We start from the raw sequence: 25,510 nt of genomic DNA, 5'->3' as shown, positions 1-25,510 counted from the left end.
GACGGAATGATGACGGTAATCGACAATCACGAGGCTCTTGCTGAAGACGGCGACTTTCGCCTGTCGGAAGCCAGTGCACGCGATTATTTCGAGCTTCTGAAGCCTCGGGTCATGTCGCTTGTGGTCTTCACGGCCTTTGCCGGCCTGGTGCTGGCGCCGGACCACATCAACCCCGTTCTCGGCCTGATCGCCATTCTCTGCATTGCCGTCGGTGCAGGCGCATCGGGTGCACTGAACATGTGGTATGACGCCGACATCGACGCCGTCATGAGCCGCACCGCCAAGCGCCCGATCCCGGCCGGCCGCATCAAGCCCAAGGAAGCCCTGGCCTTCGGCCTCGTGCTCTCCTGCTTCTCGGTGACGATCCTCGGTCTTGCGGTCAACTGGCTGTCGGCCTCGATCCTCGCCTTCACCATCTTCTTCTATGCCGTTATCTACACGATGTGGCTGAAGCGCTCGACGCCGCAGAACATCGTCATCGGTGGCGCGGCCGGCGCTTTCCCGCCGATGATCGGCTGGGCCTGCGTGACCAATTCCGTCACGATCGAGAGCACCGTTCTCTTCCTCATCATCTTCCTGTGGACGCCGGCGCATTTCTGGGCGCTCGCCCTCTTCAAGATGCGGGATTACGAAGCCGTCGGCGTGCCGATGCTGCCGAACGTGTCAGGTGAACGCACCACCAAGCACCAGATCGTTGCCTATGCCGTGCTGACGGCCATCTGTGCTGTGCTGCCGACCTTCCTCGGCTTTGCCAGTGTCGGTTATGGCGTGGTAGCCGCGGCACTCGGCGCGGTCTTCATATACTGTTCCATCGCCGTCTGGCGCATGCCCGACGGCGATCTCAAGATGATCCCGGCGAAGAAGCTGTTCGGCTTCTCGATCTTCTATCTCTTTGCCGTGTTCTCCGCGCTGATGCTCGACCGGCTGGTTGCCATGCTGGTCTCGTATGCAGGAGGCTCGTTCTGATGGAATTGGTCAAGCTTACCGAAGCGCAACGCAAGTCGCGCCGCAATCGCAACATTGCGCTCGGCGTCGTACTCGCCGGTCTGGTAATCCTTTTTTACGTCATCACCATCGTCAAGTTCCTCGGACATGGAGGCTGATGGGATGAGCGACGCCGTCAACGCACCGAAGAAGCCGCGCAACAACGCTGCCGTCGTCTTCATGTGCCTGAGCTTCGTCGTCGGCATGGGCGCGGCAAGCTATGCCGCCGTGCCGCTCTATCGGCTCTTCTGCCAGGTGACCGGCTATAACGGCACGACACAGCGTGTTGATCAGGTTTCGAGCGTCATTCTCGACCGTACGATGCGTGTCACCTTCGACGCCAACGTCGCTCCCGGCCTGCAGTGGGAATTCAAGCCGGTCGAGCGCGAGGTCAATCCGAAGATCGGCGAGACCATCCAGGTCAATTTCATCGCCGAAAACCGTTCCAACGAAACCCAGCGCGGCCAAGCGATCTTCAACGTGACGCCGGGCGAGGCGGGCGCCTATTTCAACAAGGTGCAATGTTTCTGCTTTAATGAAACGGACCTGAAGCCGGGCGAGAAGCTTGAAATGCCGGTCGTGTTCTACATCGATCCGGAAATTACCAAGGCCGCTGAATCGAAAAGCATTCACACGGTCACGCTGTCATACACGTTCTATCCTAAAGAGGGTCCGAAGCCGGTGGCTTCGAATGAGGATGGAACGGGACAGGCTGAAAAGAAACTTTGATTGAGGAGTGTTTCCGGCCGTGCCGGAAGCGGAGAAGGAAGACACCGGGGATCTGACATGGCCGATGCTCATCAGAAGAATCACGACTATCACATCATAGCTCCGAGCCCGTGGCCGATACTGGCCTCGCTTGGCGCATTCCTGATGGCCTTTGGCGGCGTCGGCTTTATGCGCTACCTGAACGGCGGCTCGCTGCATGTTTTCGGTATCGAATGGGCCCATCCGTGGCTCTTCTTCATCGGGCTGGCTGTCGTTTTCTACGTCATGTACGGCTGGTGGTCCGACACCGTGAAGGAAGCCCATGAGGGCGCCCATACACGCGTCGTGTCGCTGCACCTGCGCTACGGCATGATCATGTTCATCGCTTCGGAAGTGATGTTCTTCGTCGCCTGGTTCTGGGCCTATTTCGACGCCAGCCTCTTTCCGCACGAGGCGATCCAGGCTTCGCGCCTTGCCTATACCGGCGGTGTCTGGCCGCCGAAGGGCATCGAGGTTCTCGATCCCTGGCACCTGCCGATCTACAACACAGTCATCCTGCTGCTTTCGGGCACGACCGTGACCTGGGCTCACCACGCTCTGCTGCACAACGACCGCAAGGGCCTTATCCAGGGCCTGACGCTGACGGTCCTGCTTGGCGTGCTCTTCTCTTCCGTCCAGGCCTATGAATATGCCCACGCTCCGTTCGAGTTCCGCAACTCGATCTACGGCGCGACCTTCTTCATGGCCACCGGTTTCCACGGCTTCCACGTTCTGGTCGGCACCATCTTCCTGCTGGTCTGCCTCCTTCGTGCGTTGCGCGGTGACTTTACACCGAAGCAGCACTTCGGCTTCGAGGCGGCTGCCTGGTACTGGCACTTCGTCGACGTCGTCTGGCTGTTCCTGTTCTTCTGCATCTACGTCTGGGGCGGCTGGGGCGCACCGGTTGCGGCAGGCTGATCGAGGCCGGATAGAAATCAAAAAAGGCGGGTGCCATTGGCCCCGCCTTTTTCTTTGTCCCGGAGATAGAGCATTTCCGTCTTTCTTCGAAACGCGAAACCGCCCTATCTCTTTGTTTTCACGCAATTCCCGACGCAAAACCGCAGAACACTTTTGCTGGAATTGCTCTGGCTCTTCGTCTTACCGTTGACCAGCCAGCTTCTCGAAGGCCGAAGGCTCGGGAATGCCGAGGTCCAGCTGATGGCGGATCGCCTCGGCGCATTCGAGCGCGGTCAGCACCGATGTATCGACCGCCATGTCGTAGAGTCCGGGACGATGAACCTCGTCTTGCCAGCGCTGCACCGGTTCCGGCACGGGTGTCTCCTCGGTGGCGCGCAGGTAGAGGGTCTCACGCCCTTCCTCCGCGATTTCCCGCCGTTGCATGATCGTCTCGATCGGACATTTGACGCCGACGAACAGTACGGGAAAACCGTCCAGTCGCCTGGCGCAGTCGCCGAGGATGCCGAGTGGCTGCGAATAACTGTCGTGGTGGCCGAAGTCGGCGACGACGTTGAGGCCCAATCCGGCATGGATGGCGATGGATTCATAGAGCGCTGCATAGAGAAACGGCACGAGTTCTTCGAGATCCGGCCGCTCGCCGCCCGGCCTCAATCCGATACCGGGCAGGTAGCGCTTCGGCGTCATGGCATTATAGGTATCGACGCCGAGGTTGATCCACGGCCCCTCGAATTCTTCCTGGATTACGCGCGCAATGCTGGATTTGCCGCTTCGCGGTGCGCCGTTCAGGATGATGATCTGTCCGGCATGGCTATCGTTGGTCATCAGTCTTCTTCTTCTGTTTGGCGCGAATCGCTGAGGCGAAATCGCGCAGGTATTTCCATTCGGGATGCGAATACTTTATGGGAGAGTTAAGGCAGACGACGAAAAGCCGCCTGCATGGAGATCGGCATGAACGAAGATAGCGCACAATTTCCACCGGTCGATCCGGTCAAGACCGGCATCAAGGGATGCTGCCCGCGCTGCGGTCATGGGCAGCTCTTCGATGGCGTGCTCGGCCTGAAACCGAGCTGCGCCGCCTGCGGGCTGGATTATTCCTTCGCCGATGCAGGCGATGGCCCCGCCGTCTTCGTTATCCTCATCGTCGGCTTCATCATCATCGGTTCGGTGCTCTGGCTGCAGGTCAATTATGCGCCACCGATCTGGGTTCACATTGTGCTCTTTGCTCCGCTCACGATCATACTCTCCCTGCTGGCGCTGCGCTGGTGCAAGGGCATCCTCATCGCCATGCAATATCGCCATAATGCCCGCGAGGGACGCCTGAGTGACTGACATCGAGAGTCCGGCGCCGCGCCGCAAGCTGCCGGTTTTCACCGGCATTATCGTTCTCATCGCGCTTGCCATCCTGATTTCGCTCGGCACTTGGCAAGTGGAACGCCTTCACTGGAAAGAGGGTCTGCTTGCCGATATCGCCGAGCGCCGCACCGCACCGCCGGTGCTGCTTGCCGGTATCGAGGCGATTGCTGCGCAGGGCGGCGATATCGAATACCGGACAGTCACCGCCACCGGCCGCTATATCAACAACAAGGAGCGCCATTTCTTCGCCACCTGGCGCGGCCAGACGGGCTATTACATCTATACGCCGCTGCAGCTCGCGGATGGGCGCTACCTCTTCGTCAACAGAGGCTTCGTTCCCTATGAGAACAAGGAGCCGGAAATGCGCATGCAGGGCCAGTTGACCGGCCAGCAGACGGTAACCGGCCTCGCGCGTGCCAAACTCCCCGGCAAACCCTCCTCGCTCGTGCCTGACAATGACGTGGCGAAGAATATCTTCTACTGGAAGGATCTCGATGTGATGGCGTCGAGCGTCGACCTCGACAAGGCTGATGTCGTGCCCTTCTTCGTCGATGCCGATTCCACGCCCAACCCGGCGGGTTTTCCGATCGGCGGCGTCACGCAGGTCGATCTGCCGAACGACCATCTGCAATATGCTTTTACCTGGTACGGGCTGGCTGCGGTGCTGCTCGTTGTCGTCACCATCTCCTGGTTCCGTCCCCGCAAGGGTGCAGCGCAATAGTATCGCTTCAATTCCGCCCCATATTGGGTTAGAGGTCCCTGAAGCTTAACCTGGGTATGTTATGAACATTGCGGCAAAACCTCCGTTGACGATCAGGCTCTGCGGTCCGCGCGGCTTCTGTGCCGGCGTCGATCGGGCGATCCAGATCGTCGTGCTGGCGCTGAAGGCTTACGGCGCGCCTGTATATGTCCGCCACGAGATCGTCCATAACCGCTATGTCGTGGAAGGCTTGGAGGCCAAGGGAGCGGTCTTCGTCGAGGAGCTTGACGAGATCCCGGCGGAACATCGTGCCCAGCCGGTCGTCTTTTCCGCCCATGGCGTGCCGAAATCCGTGCCCGAGGATGCGAATGCCCGCAACCTCTTCTATCTCGACGCAACCTGTCCGCTGGTCTCCAAGGTCCACAAGCAGGCGATGCGCCATAATCGCCTCGGCCGCCATGTCGTCCTGATCGGCCATGCCGGCCATCCCGAAGTGATCGGCACAATGGGTCAGTTGCCCGAAGGCACGGTTTCGCTCATCGAAACTGTCGAGGATGCGGACATTTATCAGCCGGCCGATCCCGATAATCTCGGCTATGTCACGCAGACGACGCTTTCGGTCGACGATACCGCTGGCGTCATCAAACGGCTGGAAGAGCGCTTCCCCAAGCTGCAGGCTCCGGCCGCTGATTCCATCTGCTATGCCACGACCAACCGCCAGGAAGTGGTGAAGGAAGCAGCCCCCGGCTGCGATCTGTTCATCATTGTCGGCGCGCCGAATTCGTCCAATTCCAAGCGGCTTGTCGAAGTGGCGCTCCGGGCAGGCGCGAAGAAGTCGATCCTCGTGCAGCGCGCTTCTGAACTCGACTGGGATGAGATCGGCCCGATTGCCACGCTCGGCCTGTCCGCTGGTGCTTCCGCCCCGGAAGTGATCGTCAACGAGATCATCGAGGCCTTCCGCACCCGCTTCGATGCCCGCGTCGAGCTTGCCGAAACCGTGCAGGAAAACGAGCACTTCCTCGTCAATCGCGAACTGCGCAGCCTTGAATTGACGACGGCTGACATGGCATTCGTGAACGGGGAATGAGGTGAGGGGGCTACCCCCTCTGTCCTGCCTATCTGATGACACCGCTTCTACAGTGAGATACCCACCTTGGCAGTTTATACCGATATCGCCGAAGACGATCTGAAATGGTTTCTCACCGAATATGATGCTGGTACGCTGCTCTCTTACAAGGGCATCGCGGAAGGCGTGGAGAATTCCAATTTCCTGCTGCACACATCCAAGGCACCGCTCATCCTGACGCTCTACGAAAAGCGGGTGGAAAAGAGCGATCTGCCCTTCTTCCTCGGCCTGATGCAGCATCTGTCGGCCGGCGGCCTGTCCTGCCCGCTGCCGTTGCCGCGCAAGGACGGCGCGCTGCTCGGCACGCTGTCGGGTCGGCCAGCCGCACTTATATCCTTTCTGGAAGGCATGTGGCTCAGAAAGCCGGAAGCCAAACATTGCCGCGAAGTCGGCAAGGCGCTGGCGCAGATGCATGTCGCCGGCGAAGGTTTTGCACTGACGCGGCCGAATGCCTTGTCGCTGGAAGGCTGGCAGACGCTCTGGGACAAATCCGAGGCACGCGCCGACGAGGTCGAGCCCGGGCTGCAGAACGAGATCCGCAGCGATCTCAATTTCCTGCGGGCCTATTGGCCGAAGGATTTGCCGGCTGGTGTCATCCACGCCGATCTTTTCCCCGACAACGTCTTCTTCCTCGGCGACGAGCTCTCGGGCCTCATCGATTTCTATTTCGCCTGCAACGATCTGCTCGCCTATGACGTTTCGATCTGCCTCAATGCCTGGTGCTTCGAGAAGGATGGCGCCTACAACATCACCAAGGGCATGCAGATGCTGGAAGGGTACCAGAGCGTGCGGCCGCTGAGCGAGGCGGAGATCAAAGCTCTGCCGGTTCTCTCCCGTGGCTCGGCGCTACGCTTCTTCCTGACCCGTCTTTACGACTGGCTGACGACGCCCGAGGGCGCGATGGTCACCAAGAAGGATCCGCTGGAATATCTGCGCAAGCTGCGCTTCCACCGCCAGATTTCCTCGCCCGCCGAATATGGACTGAGCCTATGAAGCACATCGATATCTTCACCGACGGGGCATGCTCCGGTAACCCCGGCCCCGGCGGGTGGGGCGCTGTGCTGCGCTACGGCGAGGTCGAAAGGGAACTCTCCGGCGGCGAGGCTGACACCACCAACAACCGCATGGAGCTCCTGGCTGCCATCTCCGCGCTCAGCGCACTGAAAGAGCCCTGCGAGGTCGATCTCTACACCGACAGCGCCTATGTGAAAGACGGCATTTCCAAATGGATCTTCGGCTGGAAAAAGAATGGCTGGAGAACCTCAGACAATAAGCCAGTGAAGAACGCCGAACTCTGGCAGGCGCTGGAAGAGGCCCGCAACCGGCACAAGGTGACGCTCCATTGGGTCAAGGGCCATGCCGGCCATCCTGAGAATGAGCGCGCTGATGAACTCGCCCGCAAGGGTATGGAGCCTTTCAAGAAGAGCAAGAAGGCAGGCTGATCAAGCCGCCTGCCGCTGCTCTGCCGCAGCATTCCGTATCAGCCGGTGCATATATTCGAGCTTTGTCACGACAGGCGGTGACAGCACGAAGGGATAGGAATCCGGCTGTCCCATACTGCGCTGGATCGCGTTGATCGCAAGGCTGAGCGGCACCCAGGCGCCGACAAGCTGTTTGGCGCTCTGTGCCCGATAGGGATTGAAATCCACTTCACCAGCGATCTCTTCATGCCCGCGCGGATCGATCGCGATTCCGAAACCACGTGCCGTTTCCAGCGTATCGACGATGTGCAGGTAGTGCGCGAAGCATTCTGCGAAATCTTCCCAGGGATGGACGGAGGCATAGGCGCTGATGAAGTTCTCTTGCCAGCCTGCAACTGGCCCATTGGCATAGCGATCCTGTATTGCGGCGCCATAGTCCTGTCGCTCATCGCCGAAGACTGCGCGGAATTCGTCGAATCCATTGCGATCGCGGACCAGCTTGTTCCAGACGAAGTGCCCGGTCTCGTGGCGGAAATGGCCGAGCAGCGTGCGATAGGGTTCATCCATCGCCATGCGCGCCTGCTCGCGGGTCACGTCGTCTGCTTCCGCTGCACGGATCGCGATCAGCCCGTCCTCATGGCCGGTGATGGCCGGTACGACATTGCCGTCATTCTGCACGGTGTCTTCGAGAAAATCGAAAACGAGGCCGCCTTGCGGGTCTTCCTGCCGGTCGGGATGCGGCAAGTTCCAGCGCAGTAGCGAATAGAAGAGGTGACGCTGCGCCTGGCTCATGCGGCGCCAGCGGTCGATACCATCTTGCGTGTCGGTATTCGGCACCAGCCGGTTATGCCGGCAGGCGATGCAAAAATCATTGTTGTCATCGACCAGCCAGTTGCAGATGTCGAGCCCGGCATTGGCGCAAAAGCGTACCTGGCGGTTCGGGTCGGAAACCAGCTGCCAGTTCGTGTCGTCACGCGATTCCAGGGCATGCATCGCAAGATCGCGCGCAAAGAAACCGAGGCGATGGTTGCAGCGCACGCACTGCCTGTTGTCGAAATGGATGACCTGATCGCAATTGTCGCAGGCAAACAGCCTCATGGCAGCCCCCTACAGGCAGGATATGATGGAAAATGCCCGCCGCACACGGATGCGACAGGCATTACACCTATGAATAAAATGGGGCGTCAGAGTCGGTCGACAGCGCCCTTCAGCTTGTCCTTGACCTTGCCGCTTGCGACCTGGGCCTTGCCCTTGGCTTCCTGCATGCCGCCCTTGGCCTGCATTTCGCGGTTGCCGGTGGCCTTGCCGGCCGTCTTCTTCGCCTTGCCGGCCATCTCGTTGACCTTGCCGGAAATCTTGTCGCCAGTGCTACCCATGTGTGTCTCCTCTCGGATCACGGACGGAGTATCCGTGTTTGCCGATAGAAAACGCCAGTGAACGAGTTTCGTTCCGGAATGATGCAGTCAGGCGTGGCCGGCTTCGGCCGAAAGCATGGCAGGCGTGATACCCATGCTGGCAAGCGCCCGCTCATACTTGTCATCGAGGCAGCGATCGAAGATCAACTCCTCATTGGCCGCGCAATTGAGCCAGCCATTGGAGGCCACCTCGTTTTCGAGCTGGCCCGCACCCCAGGAGGAATAGCCGAGCAGCATGGTGGCCCGCTTCGGGCCGCCGCCCTTGGAGATGGCGCGCACGATATCGAGCGTTGCCGTCAGGCAGATATCGTCGCTGACGGGGATGGAGGAGTCGCTGACATAATCGTCGGAATGCAACACGAAACCACGACCGCTCTCGACCGGCCCACCAGTCTGGATCGGAAACTCTCGCGCATCTTTCGGCAGCACGATGGAATCTTCCTGTTTGATCATATCGAGATGCAGCAGGACATCGGTGAAGGTCAGGCTCTGCGGGCGATTGATGACAAAGCCCATGGCGCCTGCATCCGAATGGGCGCAAATATAAATCACTGTGCGTGCGAAGTTGCGATCCTCCATGCCGGGCATGGCGATCAGGAACTGACCGTCGAAAAATCCGCGTTCCCGTCTGTTCTTCAGCGTTGCTAGGGACATGGTTCCTCCTGCCGCCAGACCGCACAAAGGCTCCGACAAGAGAAACATGGGGCAATGTCACAAATCAATCAACTGAAAATGAAGATTTATATGGGCGGGACTTCTGGCGGCAATTGGCAAGTTTCGGTAAACCCTTGTTCCATGAGAGTTATTTCATTGCTCGCGCGCGCGCCATTAATTGCAGTCATTTCGGCTGCGTCCATGCTCGGATTGCTGCGTCAGACGCATGCGGAAATGAGCGACTGGGCGGAGAACGAGGGTGGCCGCATGCGTCTCGTGGCGCTGCCGCCGGACGCTGATGGCCATATAAGGGCAGGCCTGCAGATTGAGCCGAAGCCTGGCTGGATCACCTATTGGCGTGAACCGGGCAATAATGGCATCCCGCCGCAGATCACAATCGCACCGCAAAGCGGTGTAACGCTGGACGCCATTTCCTACCCCGTTCCAAAACATATCTCCGGCGGCAAGGTCGAGGATATCGGCTATGAGATGCCGGTGACCCTGCCATTATCGCTGACGGCTTCGAAAGTGGGACCGGTCGTTCTCGACGCCACCGCTTTCATCGGCATCTGCAAGGATATCTGCATTCCGTTCCAGGCGCAGCTTTCACTGAAACTTGGTACTGTCGCCCAGTCGCGCCCGCAGGAGGAAATGATCCTTCAGAGCGCCGCTGACCGCCTTCCCGAAGCGCCGTCTGCCGATTTCGAGGTCGTGGCACACGGGATGTCACCCGACCTGAAGCAACTCTCGCTGAAGGTTACTCTGCCGGAAGCAGGGAATGGAACGCCCGAAATCATCGTCACCGGCCCGAGCGGTTACGCCTTTACTAGGCAGATGAATGTGGGGCGCAGCGGCAGGGCCTATTCCGCCGATATTGCCATCGGAAAGCTACCGAGGAACTACGATATCAAGGGCAAGCAGTGGGGGGTGCTCATCGTTGACGGCGCCCGCGCCATGGAAACCACGCTTGCCTTTGATTGACCGCATCTTATAGTCCCTCTCAATCCCTATGCGGTCTTGCCGCAACCAGCCAGAACCGAGGAGAAAATCCATGACCATCGCGATCGGCGACAAACTTCCTGCCGCCACCTTCAAGGAAAAGACCGCCGACGGCCCGGTCGAAACCACCACCGAGCAGCTCTTTGCCGGCAAGCGTGTCGTGCTCTTCGCCGTACCCGGCGCTTTCACGCCCACCTGTTCGCTGAACCATCTGCCGGGCTATCTGGAAAACCGCGATGCCATCCTCGCCAAGGGCGTTGACGATATCGCCGTTCTCGCCGTCAACGACTGGCATGTTATGGGCGCCTGGGCGCAGTCTTCGGGCGGCCTCGGCAAGATCCACTTCCTCGCCGACTGGGATGCCGGTTTCACCAAGGCCGTCGGTCTCGATGCTGACCTCTCCGGCGGCGGCCTTGGTGTCCGCTCCAAGCGCTATTCCATGCTGGTCGAAGATGGCGTGGTGAAGTCGCTCAACGTCGAGGAAACGCCTGGTCAGGCAACGGTTTCCGGTGCTGCGGCGATGCTCGAACAGCTCTGAGCCGGAAAAGCTCCCGTTGTTACGCAAGGGCGCCTTCTGGCGCCCTTTTTAATTTTGATCGCTCAAGCAAGCATCAATGTCGCGCTGGGCATCCGTCGTATTGCATCAAGAGCGGCTTCGCCTCATTCTTGCCATAATTGTTATAACATAACGGTAATGTTATTACATATAAGGATTGAGGATGCCGCCCGATCAGGAACGTTTCGCCGTCAGTCTCCTCGGGCAATCGGCACTTCTGCGCGCCTGCGGTGCGGTCGCCATAGTCGCACTTCTCTGGCTCGCGATCCATTGGGCGATCCTCCTGCCATGAGCGCGCCAGTCATTCGCCTCGACAATCTGACGGTCTCCTATGATCGTCATCCCGCTGTCCACCATCTCTCCGGCACGTTTCAGCCCGGTAGCCTAACGGCAATCGCCGGGCCGAATGGGGCGGGGAAATCCACGTTGCTGAAGGCGATCATGGGGGAGCTGCGTCCTGCCGAAGGGCGGGTGGAGCACCGGCTGCAACGCACTGATTTCGGCTATCTTCCGCAGGCGGCGGAGATCAACAGGCGTTTCCCGATCTCGGTGCTGGATACGGTGCTACTCGGAAGCTGGCGTTCAGCCGGTGCCTTTGGCCGCATCGCAAAGCAAGACGCCGCATGTGCCCGCGACGCACTCGCCACCGTCGGTCTGGAAGGGTTCGAAAAGCGCCATATCGGCTCGCTTTCGGCCGGCCAGTTCCAGCGCGTGCTCTTCGCCCGCCTGCTACTGCAGGATGCGCGCATCATCCTGCTTGATGAACCCTTCACTGCCATCGATGCCCGCACGACGAGGGATCTGCTCGACATCGTCGTCCGTTGGCATGGCGACGGGCGGACGGTGATTGCTGTGCTTCATGATTTCGAGCAGGTGAGGGCGCATTTCCCGGAAACTCTGCTGCTCGCCCGCCGGCTGATCGGCTGGGGGCCGACGCAGGAGATCATGTCATCTGCCAATCTTCTGCAGGCCCGCGCCATGGCCGAACGCTGGGATGAGGATGCCGAAGCCTGCGAGCCGGCGGCATGACGGCCTACGATATCTTCTTTGCCCCTTTCGCCGATTATGGCTTCATGCGCCGGGCGCTCGTCGCCTGCCTGTGCCTGGGTCTCGGCTCCGGCCCCATCGGTGTTTTCCTGATGCTTCGTCGCATGAGCCTCATGGGAGACGCAATGAGCCATGCCGTGCTGCCTGGTGCTGCGGTCGGCTATCTCGTTGCCGGCTCACTGTCGCTGACGGCAATGGGAATCGGTGGTCTCGTAGCAGGTCTTTCAGTTGCGCTGCTGTCAGGTGTCGTCAGCCGCATGACCGTGCTGCAGGAGGATGCGAGTTTCGCAAGCTTCTATCTGGCGTCACTGGCCTTGGGTGTCCTCATCGTCTCTTTGCGCGGCTCCAACATCGATCTGCTGCATGTGCTTTTCGGCACGATCCTTGCCATCGACGCGCCGGCGCTGACGCAGATCGGCGCCATCACGTCGGTTACATTGCTGGCGCTCGCGATCGTCTACCGCCCGCTGGTCGCGGAATGTTTTGATCCGGGCTTCCTGCGCGCCGTCGGCGGGCGCGGGCCGGTCTATCATTTCCTCTTTCTGCTGCTGGTGGTGCTGAACCTTGTCGCGAGCTTCCAGGCGCTTGGCACGCTGATGGCCGTCGGCCTGATGATGCTGCCGGCGGCGATCGCCCAGCTCTGGTCTCGCAATCTGCCGGCCATGATGATGACAGCGGCGGCAAGTGCAGCGGCATCCGGCTATCTCGGGCTTGTCGCCTCCTATCATCTCGAACTTGCTTCCGGCCCGACGATCATCATGACTGCGGCGCTGCTCTACGGCCTCTCCATCYTCTTCGCGCCGTCGGGCCTTGCCCGACGCTTCTTCCCCCGCCCGCATCTGAAGGGCTGATTACAGGAGACATCGATGTTACCTAGCAGACTGCTTCTCTCCGCCGCCTTGCCCGTGCTGATGACGCTTTCCGCCGTGCCGGCTTCGGCCGAAACGCTGAAGGTTGTTGCGTCCTTCACCGTGCTTGCTGATGTCGTCCGACAGGTCGGCGGCGATCACGTCAAGGTCACGAGCCTCGTCGGTCCGAACGGAGACCCCCATGAATTCGAGCCGTCGCCGGCCGATGCCAAGGCGCTGAATGCTGCAAAAGTCACCTTCGTCAGCGGTGACGGGCTGGAAGGCTGGATGGACCGCCTCATCACCGCCTCCGGCTACAAGGGAAATCCGGTCACAGTGTCCGAAGGCATCAACACACGCACGATGGAAGAGGATGGTAAAACCGTCACCGATCCGCATGTCTGGAACAGCCCTGTCAATGTGAAGGTCTGGGTCGCCAACATCGAGAAGGCGCTTTCCGCAGCCGATCCGGCTGATGCCGATGCCTTCAAGGCCAATGCCGAGAAATATACGAAGACGCTCGACGAGCTGGACGCCTATGCGCATTCCAAGTTCGACAAGATCGCCAATGATCGCCGCAAGGTGCTGACCAGCCACGATGCCTTCGGTTATTTCGGCCGCGAATATAATGTCAGCTTCCTGGCGCCCCTCGGCCTCTCCACCGAAAGCGAAGCGTCGGCCGCCGACGTTGCCAAGCTGATCGAGCAGATCAAGCAGGAGCACGTGAAAACCTATTTCTTCGAAAACTCCAACGATCCGCGCCTCGTCAAGCAGGTTGCCACTGCGACAGGCGCCGAGCCGGGCGGTGAGCTCTACGTCGAATCTCTCTCGGACTCGAAAGGCCCGGCGCCGACCTACGAGAAGATGTTCCGCTACAATGTCGACCAGCTCTCCACCGCCATGGCGAAATCGAGCTGAGCTGATGGGATCTTAGAGAACGAAATCGAAGACCAGGAGGCCCGCCAGGCCTCCATCCGTCGACGAGACGATGCGCTCGCCGACGGTCACATGCTCGGGATGCACGAGATAGGTATCACGAGCCTCGGGGCTTTCGAAGGTCACGGCAAAGCCGTCGACGAAACCGCCATGCAGCCCCTCGGGCGAAACATTCGGCCCGTATTTAATGTCAAGAATTCCCGGGATCACCTGCTTCAGCGCCACGATGGCGTCGAACAGCGCCTGTTTATCGTCAGGTGTCATGGCGCTCTTCAGCCGCATGAATACGCAGTGCAGGATCATAAGGTACCTCCCGATATGTTTTCGGGCAGAATAGCGACGAAAACAACAAGGGCAACGATATTTCGCGCCCGCAGCCGCCAGACCTGTCGAAGGCCAACCCGGCCTACATCTGGTCCGCCGCCGCCACCGGACGGTTATAGATCTTGCGGACGAGATCATGGGACAAGGCACGTGCAGCCGCCTTCTGCTCTTCCGTCATCGGCCGGCAGGTATCCTTGAGGTTGGAGCCGTCTATGACGGTCGCTGCCCCGGAATTGGCGATAACGATATGCCAGCTGCAAGCGGCGACCTTGTCGATGATCACGGCGCCCCGGCAACCGGTGGAGAGGCAGAAGGCTACGGTCACTTGCGCGCCATGATCGCCCTTGTGGGCTAGCGCAAAGGCGGCCGTGAAATCCTTCCTCAATTTTTCACAGCGCGCCGGCGCTTCTGTCGCCAGGCAGCTCAGCGCGGGCGGATGAATTTCGGCGGCGTAGACCGGAGAGACGCAAAAGGCGCCCATCGAGAGGGCGAGCAGAAGCTTGAGCATCGGATTTTCCTTGTTGCGCTGAGGCAGAGGCGCATATCGGCGGCCAATGGTCAATGGCCGCCGCAGGCAAGGAAAGCCGTATCGATCCAAGAGGTGCCAATCCCCCGGCAAATCCGATGAAACAGGCTTTGGGATCAGGCCCGCTTCGTCAGCGGAAACCGTTCCCTCAGCAGCCGCAGCACCGATTCCGACGGCATCGGCGGGCCGAAGAGATAGCTCTGGCCGTAGCTGCAGCCCATCTTGGCAAGTTCGATCGCATCCTCGTTGGACTCGATGCCTTCGGCCACCACCTTCATGTCCAGCTCGCGCGCCATGGCAATCACCGATTTCAAGATGGTCGCCTTCTTGTCGCTGTTGTCGCGCACCAGCGCCTTGTCGAGCTTGATCGTGTCGAAGGGGAAGCGGGTCAGGTAGGCGAGCGAGGAATAGCCGGTGCCGAAATCGTCGAGCGCCAGACCGAGGCCGGCCTCTTTCAGCTTTTGCAGCACGAGGCGAGCCTGTTCCGGGTTCTCCATCACCATGGATTCCGTCAGTTCCAGCTTCAGCCGCGAAGGATCGCAATGGGTTTTCGCCAGTACCGAACGGACGTCGTCGTAAAGATCGTTGTTGAGAAGCTGCACGCTCGACAGATTGATGGAGACGAAGATCGGCAGCTCGCCGGTCTGGTTCTGCCACCCCATCAGGTCATTGGTCGCCTGCTCCAGCGCGAAGATGCCGAGCGCGCCGATAATATCGGAAGATTCGGCGATCGGGATGAATTCGGACGRCGGGATATTGCCGCGCTTGGGATGTTCCCAGCGCATCAGCGCCTCGAAGCCGGCAATTTCGACATCCTCCAGCCGCGCAATCGGCTGGTAGACCATCGAAAGCTCCTTGCGCTCGATGGCGCGGCGCAGATCCGATTCGAGCTGCAGGCGGTCGGTGCCGAAATCACGGAAAGCCGGCTGGAAGGGTTCTACCCGATTGCCGCCAGCGCGTTTGGCCCGGTACATGGCAAGCTCGGCGTCGCTGAGCAGACCCGATGCGCTCTCCTGCTGGTCCACCCAGGAGGTGAGGCCGATCGAGGCCGTCAGGATGATCTCGCGGTTGGAGAAGTTGATCGGCACCATGATCGCCTTGCTCATTGCATCGGCGAAATCTGCCACCTTGGCCGGATCATGCTCGGAAACGAGGATGAGGCCGAACTGGTCGCCGGAAAGGCGCGCCAGCGTATCCTGCGGTTTCAGAAGGCGGCGCAGGCGGCGGGTGAGCGCGATCAGGATATTGTCACCGGCGGCGACACCGAGGGAATCATTGACCAGCTTGTAGCGGTCGATGTCGATCACCATCACGGTCGGGCGCAGCGTCTCGCCGCCCGGTGCCAGCGTCAGCACCGACTGCAGGCGGTCGATGAACACTTGCCGGTTCGGCAGGCCCGTCAGGTTGTCGTGCAGCGCATCGTGCAGCAGCCGCTCGACGGAATTCTTCTGCTCTGTCACGTCGACGATCGTGCCGACGCAGCGGATGATCTCGCCATTCGAGCCGAGTACCGGCCGGGCGCGGATCAAGAGCCAGTGGAAGTGCCCGTCTTCGGCGCGGATGCGGAACTCATGGTTCAGCCGTCCGCGGCGATGTTCCAACAGCACGTCCAGCGTCGCCCGGAAACGGTCGCGATCGTCCGGGTGCAGCCGCGGCAACCAGTTGCGCGCCGCGCCATGCATCGTGCCCGGTGAAAGCCCGAGCTTGACGGAAACATCGGGAATGGTGACGACGCGATCGCGCGCCACATCCCAGTCCCAGACCATATCGCCAGAGCCCGTCAGCGCCAGCGACTGGCGCTCGAGATCGGAAAATAGCCCCTGCTGGAAAGCGCCGCCTGCAAAGGCATGCTGCATGACGGTAAAGCCGATCAGCAGCACGATGAGGACGAGGCCACCGCCGAGTGCCGGCTGGATGATGTCATTGTCGAGCCGGCCGGTGATCGTCATCCACGCGCCGAACAGCCAGACGAGCGTCAGCGCCCATGCCGGCACGAGCAGGATGGCGCGGTCATAGCGGTTGAAGCCGAGATAGATGATCAGCAGCAGACCCGTCGCCGCCGTCAACGCGAAGGACAGCCGTGCAATGCCCGCCGCAATCGACGGATCGTAGATCGCAACGCCGAACAGAAGGGCAAGACCGAGAACCCAGGCAAGCGTGGCATAGCCGAGATGCACATGCCATCGGTTGAGATTGAGATAGGTGAACAGGAAGATGACGAAACTGGAGGCAAGCGCCACCTCCGCACAGGCGCGCCATATTCGTTGATCCGCAGAGGCGACACTGATCAGCTTTCCGAGAAAGCCGAAGTCGACGCAGATATAGCCGAGCACTGCCCAGGCAAGCGCCGCCGTCGCCGGCAGCATCGAGGTTCCCTTGACGACAAAGAGGATCGTCAGGAAGACCGCGAGCAGGCCGGCAATGCCGAGCACGATGCCGCGATAGAGCGTAAAGGCGTTGATCGTGTCCTTGTAGGCATCCGGCTCCCACAGGTAGATCTGCGGCAGGTCGGGTGTGGCAAGCTCGGCAACGAAGGTGATGACGGCGCCAGGGTTCAGTGTGATGCGAAAGACATCGGCCTCGTCGCTCGGCTGGCGGTCGAGCGCAAAACCTTCGCTCGGCGTGATCGCAATAATGCGCTGCGAGCCGAGGTCGGGCCAGAACAGCTTGGAATTGACGAGGCGGAAGTGCGGCGCGACGATAACGCGCTCGAGCTGTTCTTCCGAAACATTGGCGAGCGCAAAGACCGCCCAGTCGCCCTGATGGTTTTCCGAGCTTGCGCGCACTTCGATACGCCGGCGGATACCATCGGCGCCAGCGGCGGTGGAAACCTGGAAGGCCTCGCCCTGGTTGGCGTAGATTTCAGTCGTGGCAGTCAGGTCCAGCGCAGTATCGTCGCGGGAAATCTTAACCGGTTCGGCCGCCTGCACGGTTCCCGCCGCAAGGGCGAACACCGACAGGAGAAGGGCTGCGATCACCGCGATCACTCGTCCGGACGGTGACGTCAGCAGCATGCGGTCTTTGTTCATCGGCTGTTGGGTTTCCTGCCTGTATCCGCGTCGGTGGCTAGGCGTGAAAACATCACGTGATCATGCCACTGACCGTTGATCTTCAAATATCCGCGCAGGTAGCCTTCCCGCTGGAACCCGGCTTTCTCAAGCAGGCGAATGCTCCGTGCGTTGTCTGGAATACAGGCTGCTTCGATACGGTGCAACTCAAGCCCTGTGAAGATATAGGGAATAACCAATTGAAGTGCGGCGAACATATGTCCCTGGCCGGCATAACGCTCGCCCATCCAGTAGCCGATCATGCAGCTTTGGGCGGCTCCCCGGCGGATATAGCCGATGGTGATGCCGCCGACGAGCGTCATGTCCTTTCTCAGAAAAATGAAGAGCGGGATCGCCTGCCCGGAGGCATATTCCTGCTTGCCGCGGATGACGCGGGCGCGAAACGAGCCTTCGGTCAGCTCGTCGCGCCGCCATGTCGGCTCCCAGGGTTCCAGAAAACGGCGGCTGTCGGCGCGGAGCCGGTGCCACTGGTTGAAATCCTGGTAGCGCGGCAGGCGCAGGACATATTTATCGTTTTCGAGTTCGACCGCTTCAGGCTGTCGCGAAAGGAACCGAAAAACCGATTTTGGCATCGATAACCCCCGGCGCAACGTATGTGTCGGTCAGCGGCTTGCCTGCTTCGTCTTCGGTGCCGGAACCGAAAGCGAGGCGGTGATGTCTTCCATCGGGGCAAGCTGCTCGAGCGGACCGATCGCCGAAAGCGTCGGGACGGTATCGTAGAAAAGGCGACCGGCAAGATCGGTCAGACGCTCGATGGTGATGCCTTCCAGCCGTTCCATCATCTCAGGATTGGAGATCGGGCGGCCGTAAAGCATCATCTGCCGAGCAACCTGGCCGGCGCGGGCGGCCGGGCTTTCCTGGCCCATAAGCAACTGGGCGCGGATCTGGGCGCGGGCGCGTTCGATTTCCTTCTGGTCGATACTATCCGCCGACTTGTGCAGCTCGTCGATGATGACGGGCACCAACTCTGGCAGGTTTTCGCCGCCGGTTGCGGCATGGATGCCGAAGATGCCGGTATCGGAAAAGCCCCAGTGGAAAGCGTAGACGGAGTAACAGAGGCCGCGAAACTCGCGCACTTCCTGGAAGAGGCGAGAGGACATGCCGCCGCCGAGGATATTGGCGAGGATCTGCGAGCAGTAGAAATCGCGGGCGTGGTAGGCCTTGCCCTCGAAGCCGAGCAGTATCTGCGCGTCCATGAGGTCGCGCGGCTCGCGCACGTTGCCGCCGATATAGCGTGCAGCCTCCATGACCGGCGGCGCATTGGGCGTGGTCGGCAGGCTGGCGAAGCGGTCTTCGACCATGCGCACGAATTCGTCATGTTCGACGGCACCTGCCGCCACGACGAACATCCGGTCGGTCGTATAGTTGCGGCCGAGATAGGTGCGGATCTGCTGCGGCGTGAAGGAAACGACGGTTTCCGGCGTGCCGAGGATCGGCCGGCCGAGTGTCTGGCCGCGATAGGCAACCTCGGAGAAACGGTCGAACACGACATCGTCGGGCGTGTCGTTGGCCGCGTTGATCTCCTGCAGGATGACCTGCTTTTCACGCTCCAGCTCTTCTTCTTCGAAGGCGGATTCCGTCAGGATATCGGCGAGGATATCGACGGCGAGCGGCACGTGGTCCTTCAGGACACGCGCATAGTAGGAGGTCGTCTCGGTCGAGGTTGCAGCGTTCACTTCGCCGCCGACATCCTCGATTTCCTCGGCGATCTCACGGGCGGAACGTCGTGCCGTTCCCTTGAAGGCCATGTGTTCGAGCAGGTGGGCAATGCCGTGTTCGTCTTCCGTCTCGTTGCGCGAACCTGATTTGATCCAGACTCCGAGCGCAGCGCTTTCAAGGTGCGGCATGGTCTGTGTGACTACTGTCAGCCCGGATTTGAGCCGGGTGCACTCAACTGTCATGTGCTATCTTTCTGCGCCTGCCGTCATCTAGCTGCGGGCATGCTTGCCGATAAAGGTTTCAACCGCTTTGAGCTCGGGCTCGATGATCTGGAAGCGCTCCTCCCTGTGCATCACATCAGCAAGCCACGTCGGAAGCGCCGGGTCAATACCGGAGGCAGATTTTACGGCAGCCGGGAATTTCGCCGGATGGGCGGTGGCAAGCGTCACCATCGGCGTATTCGGCTTTTCCCGCTTGGCAGCCACGAAGACACCGATCGCCGAATGCGGATCGAGCAGATAGCCGGTTTCCGCATGGGTCTTGCGGATCGTTTCCGCCACCTGGCGCTCGCTGGCGCGACCGGCGCGAAAATCCTTCTTGATGAACTTGAGCGCTTCGGGCGAAATCTCGAAACCGTTGGATTGCTTTAGGCTTTCCATGGCAGCACGCACCTTGGATGCGTCGCGGTCATAGGCTTCGAACAGCAGCCGTTCGAAATTCGAGGAGATCTGGATATCCATGGAGGGCGAACTCGTGGCCTTGACCGACTTCATGTCGTAGCGGCCGGTCTTCAGCATCCGCGTCAGGATATCGTTTTCATTGGTGGCGATGACGAGCTTGTCGATCGGCAGGCCCATGCGCTTGGCGCAATAGCCGGCGAAGATGTCGCCGAAATTGCCCGTCGGCACCGTGAAGGAGATCTTCCGGTCCGGCCCGCCGAGTGCAACCGCCGTCGTGAAGTAATAGACGATCTGGGCCATGATGCGCGCCCAGTTGATCGAATTGACGCCCGAAAGCTTCACCTTGTCGCGGAAGGCGGCATCGTTGAACATGGCTTTGACGAGGTTCTGGCAATCGTCGAAATTGCCCTCGACAGCCAGCGCATGCACGTTGCTTGCGGTCGACGTCGTCATCTGCCGCTGCTGTACCGGCGAGACCTTGCCATGCGGGAAGAGGATGAAGATGTCGGTGCGCTCACGGCCGGCAAAGGCGTCGATCGCAGCGCCACCCGTATCACCGGAGGTGGCTCCGACGATGGTCGCCCGCTCGCCGCGCTTTTCCAGGGCGTAATCCATCAGGCGGGCAAGAAGCTGCATCGCCACATCCTTGAAGGCGAGCGTCGTGCCGTGGAAGAGTTCCATCACGAAACTGTTCGGGCCGGTCTGTACCAGCGGCGCGATCGCAGGATGACGGAAGGTGCCATAGGCTTCGTCGATCATCGCCCGGAAGGTTTCATCGGGGATTTCGCCATTGGTGAAGGGCGAGAGGATGGTGAAGGCGATATCCTGATAGCTCTTGCCGCGCAGCGCCCGGATTTCCTTCTTGGAAAAGCTCGGCCACTTGCGGGGAACGTAGAGCCCGCCATCGCGCGCCAGCCCTGCCAGAAGGGCGTCGCAAAAGCCGAGGGAAGGGGCCTCGCCGCGGGTCGAGATATAGTCCACGTTCGTCATCCTTGATCTATGGCTGGAGAAATTCGGTGCGCAAACGGGACGCTGCCGTTCCGCCGAAAAGAGGGGGCTTAACGGCCTGTCGGGGCAGTGTCGCAGGTATCCTATTGAAGTTGCCCGCATCCGGCGCCGAAAAGTGCATCAAAACGGTGCTTACCCAATCGATTTTTCTTTGCGCCGCTGATATAGACCATCGCCAACTGTCATGAAAGGCCTTGCGCGAAAGTCGCAAGCACCTAGAAGAAAAGCGTTTGCAAGGGGTGGAATATCGTGCTCGGCAAGGTCTCTCGTCTCATCGTTTCCGCATCCCTTCTTGCGGCTCTTGCCGGCTGCAATTCGCTCGGCCTCGGCGGCGATAGCAAGCCTGAAGCTGCAAGTGCAAGCAGCGGCCCCGCTCCGCTTCAGCCGAACGGCAATGCCCAGATCATGCCGGTCGCGCCGACCAGTCCTTCGTCGAACCAGGCTCCGATCGGTACCGGCGTTACCGCGCAAGGAACGGTCGCGCCCGTTGTGCAGGGTGCATGCCCGCAGATCTTCATGCGTGACCAGGACGCGATCTACCGCACCTATGCGAAAGGTGCGAAGACCGGTGATCCGCAGCAGGTCGTCTTCCAGGCATCTTTCGGCGACTATAGCCGCCAGTGCATGCTCAACGACACGGCGCTCTCCATGACCGTCGTGGCGCAGCTTCGTCTTGTTGCCGGCCCAGGCGGCACGCCAGGCCCGGTCACGCTGCCGATCCGCATCTCGGTGCTGGACGGACAGGACGTCCTGTCGTCCGAAGTCGTCAATTTCCCGGCGCAGATCCCGGCCGGCGCGTCGGCCACGCAGGTCATCTTCCGCCACGAGGGCATCAAGATGCCGGTCGGCTCCGGCGCACTCGTGCGCGTCAATGTCGGCTTCGACAATCAGCCCGCCAAGAACGTCAAAAACTCCAAGAAGAAAAGCAGCTGAGGCGCCGGCTGCTGACAATCGCTGAGCCCCAATGGCTTCGCGAAGGCGCGCGCGCCTCTGCAAACAAAAAACCCGTTGCGTGAATAAGAGCCGCCGTTTCTTGGAGGCGCTAGGGCAGCGAAGCCGCTGCCCTTAGAGCACGCCTTCCCACTCTGCCAATGCGGCGACAACGCCTGGCAGATCGTTCATGCGGGAAATTACCGTCTCCGCGCCCGCATCCGTCAGCTTATCAGCATGCGAGGGATAGGTGTGCGAACCGCCGGTGAAGCCGATCACCCGCATGCCGGCAGCGCGTGCGGCATGAACACCATGTGTGGAATCTTCGACGACAACGGTCCTGGAGGGCGAAACGCCCATCTGGCTTGCGCCGTGCAGGAAGATATCGGGCTTCGGCTTGGCACGGTCGGGGCCGAGATCCTTGGCGGAGAAGATATTGGGCGCGAAGAGCTTCTTCAGTCCGACCTTGCCCAGCATCATGTCAAGCCGCTGGCTCGACGAGTTCGAGCAGATGCAGCGCTGCATCGACAGGCGGCTGACGGCGAATTCGACGCCGGGAATGGCCTGCACTTCCTGTTCGAGCCGGATGTCCAGAAGTTTCTGGGACTGATCGAGCAGCGATGCCGAGATCGGAATGCTGGCTTCCCGTTCGATCTGGAAGAGGATGTCACGCCAGGTCAGGCCGGCGAAGCGCTCGTTCATTTCCTCGACGCTGATCGGATAGCCTGCTTCCGTCAGCAGCTTGGATTCGACATCCGCCGCAATGATTTCGGAATCGACCAGAACGCCGTCGCAGTCGAAGATGATGAGGTCGAAGCCGTCCATATACTCATGCCTTGTTTGGGGATGATGGGGCTTTACACGATGGCCGCCGAAAGCTCAACCGATGACGGGGCATGGCTGGATTGCGCCATACGGGCGGCTTTGCGGTAACGGCTGTCATACGACCTCGACAAGCCCTGCAGGGCTCGCTACTTGATGACAATGAGCAGGGAACCCGAAGACACCATCGCCGCGCGTATCGCCCGCGTGCTTGCAGAGCGCATCGTGCATGGCGAACTCGCGCCCGGCGCTCGTCTTCGGCAGGACCATATCGCCGAGGAATTCGAGACCAGCCATGTACCCGTGCGCGAGGCCTTTCGCCGGCTCGAAGCGCAGGGGCTGGCGATCAGCGAGCCGCGCCGCGGTGTCCGTGTCGCCTCCTTCGATCTCGCCGAAGTGCGCGAAGTGGCGGAAATGCGCGCAGCCCTCGAAGTGCTCGCCCTGAAACATGCCATCCGCCACTTGACGCCCGCCATCCTCGATGCCGCGGAAGAGGCGACACGCGAGGGTGACGCCGCTGCCGATGTGCATGCCTGGGAGGAGGCAAACCGCCGCTTCCATCGCCTCATCCTCACCCCTTGCGCCATGCCGCGCCTGCTGGTTTCGATCGACGACCTGCACGCGGCAAGCGCCCGCTTCCTGTTTTCGGCCTGGCGTTCGGGTTGGGAAAAGCGCACGGATCACGATCATCGCGCCATTCTTGCCGCACTTCGCCAGGGAAGGGCGGAAGAGGCTGCCGCCATCCTGCAGAAGCATGTGCAGTGGATCGGACGCGCTCCGCAGCCCGCCCAGAAGGGCGGCGAGCGAGAAGCCTTTGCTATCGTCGGCTAAATTCCAAAATTATAGATAATTTCAGAACGTGCGAAATTTCCTGATTTTCGGGCGTTTTGGCGTGTGTTTGCGCTCGCTTGTGGATTAAGCGCATTCGAATCCCGTACGCATGCTCTTGCGTTGCGCAAGAATCTCCGCCATCAAATAGATGGGAATAAAAAATTATCTATAATTTTGAAAAGGCGAATTTCATGTCCCTCTCTGACCAGTCCCGTCATATCGCTTTCGATCCGCTACGCCTTTCCGCACGGTCGATTGCGGTCAAATATCTCTTCGTTCTCGCCGGTACGCTGGTGCTTGCCCTTGCCTCGCAGATCTCGGTGCCGATGGTGCCGGTGCCGATCACCATGCAGACATTCGCCGTCACCATGATCGGCGCGCTCTATGGCTGGCGCCTCGGCACTCTCACCGTTCTCGCCTGGCTCGGCGAAGCTTTGCTCGGCGCACCGGTACTGGCAAACGGCTCAGGCGGTCTTGCGCCCTTTGCCGGGCCGACGGCTGGTTATCTCGTCGCCTTTCCGCTGATGGCGCTGATGGTCGGCTGGCTCGCCGAGCGCGGCTGGACCGGCGATAATATTATCAGAAGCTTCACCGCTCACCTTGCCGCAAACATCTTCTGCCTCGCCCTCGGCGGCGTCTATCTCGCCTCGCTGATTGGAGCGGAAAAAGGCTGGCTGCTCGGCGTCGCGCCCTTCATCCTCGGCGGCGTGCTGAAGTCCGCACTCGCCGCAGCCGTGCTCAAGGGTATCCGCATCTATGGCGGCCGGGCAGAGCTGCGTTGACCGTCAGGCTGCGCGCCCATCATCTGCTCTGCATGCTGACATTCGTCGGTGAAGGCTACACTCCGGCCTTCACCGCCAATTACCGCCGCATCGCTGAGCGTCTCTCGGCCGGAGAGGAGATAGAAATCGTCTCCGGCCCCGACGATATCTGCGCTCCCTTGCTGTCCGAGGCTGCAGCGCATTGCTTACTGCCCAGTCCGAAGGGTAGGGACGAAGCTGCCGCCCAAGCGGTTGGCAGGCTCCTAGGTGTGCAGATTGAGCAGGGCGCCCGCCTCACTCCCGACAAAGCCCTGCTGAAAAGACTACGCCGTGGTTTCGCAGCCGACGTCATCCGCAATGCCTGCACGGATTGCGAATGGAGTGAACTCTGCAGCACGGTTGCCCATAATCATTTCAGGAATACGCTGGTCGCGCCGTGCTAGGCCTCCAGCGGAAAGAGTTTCAGGAATTGCCGCTCGCCTTCGGGTGAAAAGATCACCGAGCGGCTTTCCGGTATTCGCCGCGCCCAGCCCTTTTCCATGAAATTCGCAAGCAGCGCCTTGCCAAGGCTGCCGGCGAGATGGGCGCGACGTTCACTCCAGTCGAGGCAGGAGCGGCAGAGCGGTCGGCGCGAGGATTTGAGGCTGCTGACATCGATGCCGATGCATTGCAGATCGCTCTCGCCCTTGGCCGTCACTGCGAGCCCGTCGCCGACGGCATCGATCGATCCCGATACAACCAGACTGTCCAGCATGCGCACGCCAAAATCGCCGGCGAGGTGGTCGTAGCAGATGCGCGCCTTGCGCAGCGCCGGATCCTTCGGGCCGGGCTGGTGGCGCAGATGTCCTCGGCTTGCCGCAAGGCCCATCATGCTTTCGATCAGCCGGGCCACGGCCTCGTCGGCCAGCGTGAAATAACGGTGCCGACCCTGCTTGCGCTGAGCCAACAGCCCGCCGGTTTCGAGCTTCGAAAGATGAGTGCTGGCCGTCTGCAGCGTGATGCCGCCGGCTGCCGCAAGCTCGGTTGCCGTCAGCGCACGACCGCCGGTCAGCGCCGCCAGCATATTGGCGCGCGCCGGATCGCCGATGAGCGCGCCGATCTGCGCAATGTCGGGTCCTTCCTTCATACTTCGATCGTAACCGAAGCATTCTCGTACGGCAATGTGCGAAAACTCCTCTCACACGAAAGGAGAAAACC

The 25,510-nt window shown here is 60.6% G+C and carries 31 protein-coding genes; 19 read left to right on the top strand and 12 right to left on the bottom strand.

Features of this window, described 5'->3' with window-relative positions:
- Positions 1 to 9: 9 nt before the first annotated feature.
- From AC1DM5_RS20750 to AC1DM5_RS20735, 4 genes are read left to right on the top strand one after another with little or no spacing between them, the layout of a single operon-like run.
- Positions 10 to 966: a heme o synthase gene (locus tag AC1DM5_RS20750; protein ID WP_477821881.1), complete on the top strand. Its 957-nt coding sequence runs from the start codon at positions 10 to 12 to the stop codon at positions 964 to 966.
- Complete coding sequence (locus tag AC1DM5_RS20745; RefSeq protein ID WP_007817987.1) at positions 966 to 1,103, top strand: hypothetical protein; 138 nt, start codon at positions 966 to 968, stop codon at positions 1,101 to 1,103. Before AC1DM5_RS20750 ends, AC1DM5_RS20745 begins: the two co-directional genes overlap by 1 nt.
- Positions 1,104 to 1,107: 4 nt before the next feature.
- Positions 1,108 to 1,713: a cytochrome c oxidase assembly protein gene (locus AC1DM5_RS20740; protein ID WP_477821880.1), complete on the top strand. Its 606-nt coding sequence runs from the start codon at positions 1,108 to 1,110 to the stop codon at positions 1,711 to 1,713.
- Positions 1,714 to 1,770: 57 nt separating this feature from the next.
- Positions 1,771 to 2,649 (top strand): cytochrome c oxidase subunit 3, encoded by an 879-nt coding sequence (locus tag AC1DM5_RS20735; RefSeq protein WP_477821879.1) that lies wholly within the window; start codon positions 1,771 to 1,773, stop codon positions 2,647 to 2,649.
- Between the two features lie 180 nt (positions 2,650 to 2,829).
- Here AC1DM5_RS20735 and AC1DM5_RS20730 read toward each other — a convergent pair whose 3' ends face one another.
- Entirely contained in the window at positions 2,830 to 3,471 is a 642-nt protein-coding gene (locus AC1DM5_RS20730; RefSeq protein WP_477821878.1) for a chloramphenicol phosphotransferase CPT family protein, read from the bottom strand.
- Between the two features lie 126 nt (positions 3,472 to 3,597).
- Here AC1DM5_RS20730 and AC1DM5_RS20725 point away from each other — a divergent pair, with 126 nt between their 5' ends.
- The 5 genes from AC1DM5_RS20725 (at position 3,598) to rnhA (ending at position 7,270) form a co-directional block, all read left to right on the top strand.
- Entirely contained in the window at positions 3,598 to 3,978 is a 381-nt protein-coding gene (locus AC1DM5_RS20725; RefSeq protein WP_477821877.1) for a DUF983 domain-containing protein, read from the top strand.
- A complete protein-coding gene (locus AC1DM5_RS20720; RefSeq protein WP_477821876.1) occupies positions 3,971 to 4,723 on the top strand; it encodes an SURF1 family protein in 753 nt (250 codons plus the stop codon). Before AC1DM5_RS20725 ends, AC1DM5_RS20720 begins: the two co-directional genes overlap by 8 nt.
- A 61-nt stretch (positions 4,724 to 4,784) precedes the next feature.
- The gene (gene ispH / locus AC1DM5_RS20715) at positions 4,785 to 5,789 is read left to right on the top strand and encodes a 4-hydroxy-3-methylbut-2-enyl diphosphate reductase (RefSeq protein WP_477821875.1); all 1,005 of its coding nucleotides are present in this window, start codon (positions 4,785 to 4,787) and stop codon (positions 5,787 to 5,789) included.
- 66 nt (positions 5,790 to 5,855) lie between these two features.
- Positions 5,856 to 6,821: a homoserine kinase gene (locus AC1DM5_RS20710; protein ID WP_113323083.1), complete on the top strand. Its 966-nt coding sequence runs from the start codon at positions 5,856 to 5,858 to the stop codon at positions 6,819 to 6,821.
- Positions 6,818 to 7,270 (top strand): ribonuclease HI, encoded by a 453-nt coding sequence (gene rnhA / locus AC1DM5_RS20705; protein WP_037105623.1) that lies wholly within the window; start codon positions 6,818 to 6,820, stop codon positions 7,268 to 7,270. Before AC1DM5_RS20710 ends, rnhA begins: the two co-directional genes overlap by 4 nt.
- Here the strand turns inward: rnhA and AC1DM5_RS20700 are convergent, their stop codons facing one another.
- The 3 genes from AC1DM5_RS20700 to AC1DM5_RS20690 all read right to left on the bottom strand — a co-directional run bounded on the left by AC1DM5_RS20700 (position 7,271) and on the right by AC1DM5_RS20690 (position 9,318).
- Positions 7,271 to 8,347 carry a zinc-binding metallopeptidase family protein gene (locus AC1DM5_RS20700; protein ID WP_477821874.1) on the bottom strand — a complete coding sequence of 359 codons (1,077 nt, stop codon included), beginning with the start codon at positions 8,345 to 8,347 and terminating at the stop codon, positions 7,271 to 7,273.
- An 86-nt stretch (positions 8,348 to 8,433) separates the two neighbouring features.
- Positions 8,434 to 8,625 carry a CsbD family protein gene (locus AC1DM5_RS20695; RefSeq protein WP_037105617.1) on the bottom strand — a complete coding sequence of 64 codons (192 nt, stop codon included), beginning with the start codon at positions 8,623 to 8,625 and terminating at the stop codon, positions 8,434 to 8,436.
- A gap of 87 nt (positions 8,626 to 8,712) precedes the next feature.
- A complete protein-coding gene (locus AC1DM5_RS20690) occupies positions 8,713 to 9,318 on the bottom strand; it encodes a YqgE/AlgH family protein (protein ID WP_007818010.1) in 606 nt (201 codons plus the stop codon).
- 141 nt (positions 9,319 to 9,459) lie between these two features.
- Here AC1DM5_RS20690 and AC1DM5_RS20685 point away from each other — a divergent pair, with 141 nt between their 5' ends.
- From AC1DM5_RS20685 to AC1DM5_RS20660, 6 genes are all read left to right on the top strand, one after another.
- Positions 9,460 to 10,299, top strand: coding sequence for a protein-disulfide reductase DsbD domain-containing protein (locus tag AC1DM5_RS20685; RefSeq protein ID WP_477821872.1), 840 nt, complete (start codon positions 9,460 to 9,462; stop codon positions 10,297 to 10,299).
- A gap of 70 nt (positions 10,300 to 10,369) precedes the next feature.
- Entirely contained in the window at positions 10,370 to 10,855 is a 486-nt protein-coding gene (locus tag AC1DM5_RS20680; RefSeq protein ID WP_310378372.1) for a peroxiredoxin, read from the top strand.
- A gap of 181 nt (positions 10,856 to 11,036) precedes the next feature.
- Entirely contained in the window at positions 11,037 to 11,165 is a 129-nt protein-coding gene (locus AC1DM5_RS20675) for a hypothetical protein (RefSeq protein WP_439014268.1), read from the top strand.
- Complete coding sequence (locus tag AC1DM5_RS20670) at positions 11,162 to 11,902, top strand: metal ABC transporter ATP-binding protein (protein ID WP_477821871.1); 741 nt, start codon at positions 11,162 to 11,164, stop codon at positions 11,900 to 11,902. Before AC1DM5_RS20675 ends, AC1DM5_RS20670 begins: the two co-directional genes overlap by 4 nt.
- Positions 11,899 to 12,771, top strand: coding sequence for a metal ABC transporter permease (locus AC1DM5_RS20665; RefSeq protein ID WP_477975508.1), 873 nt, complete (start codon positions 11,899 to 11,901; stop codon positions 12,769 to 12,771). Before AC1DM5_RS20670 ends, AC1DM5_RS20665 begins: the two co-directional genes overlap by 4 nt.
- 15 nt (positions 12,772 to 12,786) lie before the next feature.
- Entirely contained in the window at positions 12,787 to 13,686 is a 900-nt protein-coding gene (locus AC1DM5_RS20660; RefSeq protein WP_477975506.1) for a metal ABC transporter solute-binding protein, Zn/Mn family, read from the top strand.
- Positions 13,687 to 13,698: 12 nt separating this feature from the next.
- Here the strand turns inward: AC1DM5_RS20660 and AC1DM5_RS20655 are convergent, their stop codons facing one another.
- The 6 genes from AC1DM5_RS20655 to thrC all read right to left on the bottom strand — a co-directional run bounded on the left by AC1DM5_RS20655 (position 13,699) and on the right by thrC (position 20,951).
- Complete coding sequence (locus AC1DM5_RS20655) at positions 13,699 to 14,007, bottom strand: Dabb family protein (RefSeq protein ID WP_113323091.1); 309 nt, start codon at positions 14,005 to 14,007, stop codon at positions 13,699 to 13,701.
- Positions 14,008 to 14,110: 103 nt separating this feature from the next.
- On the bottom strand, positions 14,111 to 14,536 hold the full coding sequence (locus tag AC1DM5_RS20650; protein ID WP_477821868.1) for a hypothetical protein: 426 nt from the start codon (positions 14,534 to 14,536) through the stop codon (positions 14,111 to 14,113).
- Between the two features lie 134 nt (positions 14,537 to 14,670).
- Positions 14,671 to 17,583: an EAL domain-containing protein gene (locus AC1DM5_RS20645; protein ID WP_477975504.1), complete on the bottom strand. Its 2,913-nt coding sequence runs from the start codon at positions 17,581 to 17,583 to the stop codon at positions 14,671 to 14,673.
- Positions 17,580 to 18,194: a GNAT family N-acetyltransferase gene (locus tag AC1DM5_RS20640; RefSeq protein ID WP_113323094.1), complete on the bottom strand. Its 615-nt coding sequence runs from the start codon at positions 18,192 to 18,194 to the stop codon at positions 17,580 to 17,582. Before AC1DM5_RS20640 ends, AC1DM5_RS20645 begins: the two co-directional genes overlap by 4 nt.
- A gap of 30 nt (positions 18,195 to 18,224) precedes the next feature.
- On the bottom strand, positions 18,225 to 19,523 hold the full coding sequence (locus tag AC1DM5_RS20635; RefSeq protein WP_477821867.1) for a M16 family metallopeptidase: 1,299 nt from the start codon (positions 19,521 to 19,523) through the stop codon (positions 18,225 to 18,227).
- Between the two features lie 27 nt (positions 19,524 to 19,550).
- Positions 19,551 to 20,951 (bottom strand): threonine synthase, encoded by a 1,401-nt coding sequence (gene thrC / locus AC1DM5_RS20630; RefSeq protein ID WP_477821866.1) that lies wholly within the window; start codon positions 20,949 to 20,951, stop codon positions 19,551 to 19,553.
- A 264-nt stretch (positions 20,952 to 21,215) separates the two neighbouring features.
- Here thrC and AC1DM5_RS20625 point away from each other — a divergent pair, with 264 nt between their 5' ends.
- Positions 21,216 to 21,902: a hypothetical protein gene (locus AC1DM5_RS20625; RefSeq protein WP_477821909.1), complete on the top strand. Its 687-nt coding sequence runs from the start codon at positions 21,216 to 21,218 to the stop codon at positions 21,900 to 21,902.
- 132 nt (positions 21,903 to 22,034) lie between these two features.
- Here AC1DM5_RS20625 and AC1DM5_RS20620 read toward each other — a convergent pair whose 3' ends face one another.
- Positions 22,035 to 22,724 (bottom strand): HAD family hydrolase, encoded by a 690-nt coding sequence (locus tag AC1DM5_RS20620; protein ID WP_477821865.1) that lies wholly within the window; start codon positions 22,722 to 22,724, stop codon positions 22,035 to 22,037.
- 159 nt (positions 22,725 to 22,883) lie between these two features.
- On the opposite strand from AC1DM5_RS20620, the gene AC1DM5_RS20615 reads away from it, so the two are divergent.
- From AC1DM5_RS20615 to AC1DM5_RS20605, 3 genes are all read left to right on the top strand, one after another.
- Positions 22,884 to 23,552: a GntR family transcriptional regulator gene (locus tag AC1DM5_RS20615; RefSeq protein ID WP_477821908.1), complete on the top strand. Its 669-nt coding sequence runs from the start codon at positions 22,884 to 22,886 to the stop codon at positions 23,550 to 23,552.
- A 191-nt stretch (positions 23,553 to 23,743) separates the two neighbouring features.
- The gene (locus AC1DM5_RS20610) at positions 23,744 to 24,334 is read left to right on the top strand and encodes a biotin transporter BioY (RefSeq protein WP_477821864.1); all 591 of its coding nucleotides are present in this window, start codon (positions 23,744 to 23,746) and stop codon (positions 24,332 to 24,334) included.
- A complete protein-coding gene (locus AC1DM5_RS20605; protein ID WP_477821863.1) occupies positions 24,331 to 24,756 on the top strand; it encodes a DUF1284 domain-containing protein in 426 nt (141 codons plus the stop codon). The genes AC1DM5_RS20610 and AC1DM5_RS20605 overlap by 4 nt, the downstream gene beginning before the upstream one ends.
- Here the strand turns inward: AC1DM5_RS20605 and AC1DM5_RS20600 are convergent.
- The gene (locus AC1DM5_RS20600; RefSeq protein WP_477975502.1) at positions 24,753 to 25,439 is read right to left on the bottom strand and encodes an ArsR/SmtB family transcription factor; all 687 of its coding nucleotides are present in this window, start codon (positions 25,437 to 25,439) and stop codon (positions 24,753 to 24,755) included. The genes AC1DM5_RS20605 and AC1DM5_RS20600 overlap by 4 nt on opposite strands.
- Between the last annotated feature and the right edge of the window lie 71 nt (positions 25,440 to 25,510).

The organism is Rhizobium sp. 01T437 (assembly GCF_056398505.1).
The sequence above is the reverse complement of the archived record's forward strand: the minus strand, read 5'-3'. Positions and strand labels throughout refer to the sequence as shown.